This is a genomic window from Arsenicibacter rosenii, assembly GCF_001870735.1.
Taxonomy (GTDB): domain Bacteria; phylum Bacteroidota; class Bacteroidia; order Cytophagales; family Spirosomataceae; genus Arsenicibacter; species Arsenicibacter rosenii.
This window is the reverse complement of sequence record NZ_MORL01000165.1, coordinates 1-1157: the sequence shown is the minus strand read 5'-3', so window position 1 is coordinate 1157 and position 1157 is coordinate 1. Positions and strand designations below refer to the sequence as shown.

Annotated in this window: 1 pseudogene; it reads right to left on the bottom strand. The window is 58.1% G+C overall.

What is annotated here, in order from left to right:
* Positions 1 to 1157: pseudogene (locus BLX24_RS30565) on the bottom strand (DUF11 domain-containing protein); the annotation flags it as partial.

The window sequence follows — 1157 nt, the reverse complement described above, 5'->3', positions numbered from 1 at the left end:
AACCACTGGTAACGAACATACCCCGCTGGTGCCGACAGCTCAATGGCGTAGTTGCTGCCCTTACATACCTTGATCGGAATCGACGTACAGACGCTCGCCGTATCGCCCGGAATCATCGCTTTGTTATACACCACACCCTCTGCCGTTGTACTGGCCGAGAAAATGATGGTGGCCGTCGAATTGGCCGGTAAGGTCGTGATATTCCAGATACTGATCGGGTCACCAAGGGTAAAGCTGTTGGCGACTGACGTCGTAACCGAACCCGGCAAGATCGTCAGCCCTGAACTGACCGAATCACGGACAATGACGTTGTTGGCCGGTCCGGTGCCGGTGTTGGCGATTACAATCGTGTACGTCAGCAAGTCGCCCAGCTGCGCTTTCGATTTGTTCACCAGTTTATCCAGCGACAGAAGCGGCGTCAATGACTGACCGACCGTTACCGTTACGCTGGCACTACCGACACATTGCGGACCGGCGGCGCAGGTCACCGCATAACCGGTTGTCATCGTCGGACTCACGACAATACTTGTTTTACCGTTATCGGCCGTTCCCGTCGACCAGGTCAGCGTACCGCTCTGGCAACCCGCTACTGTCAGCGTCGATGACTGACCCGGGGTAATGGCCGACGGCGAAGCACTAATCGTCAGGCTTGGCGCTGACGCAACTGTCACCTGAGCGACCACCTCAATGACCGACGTGCCGTTGGTACAGATGGCGGTATAGGATGTGGTCTGCGCCGGATTCACAACCACACTGGCTGTTGTTTGGCCATCCACCCCGCTACCGATCCAGTTGATGCTACCCAGACAGCCCGTTGCTGTCAGCGTCGCACTCTGACCGGCACAAATCACCGCATCATTCACCGTAAACTCGTTGGCACCGGCACTACCGACCATGATACGGCCGGTTGCTTTACAGCCAGGGCCGCTGGTACAGGTCACCGTGTAGATACTGCTCACGGCCGCTGGTACGACAATACTTGTTTTACCGTCATCGGCCGCCCCCGTTGACCAGGTCAGCGTACCGTTTGTACAGCCACGGGCGGAGATCGTTACCACCGTTGAACTGGCCACGGAGGTCCGGCTGACGGTCAGACTAACCGGAGCCAGCACCGTCGCCGTACCCACTGCCGAAGTAGCCGAGCCCGTCTGCGTCGT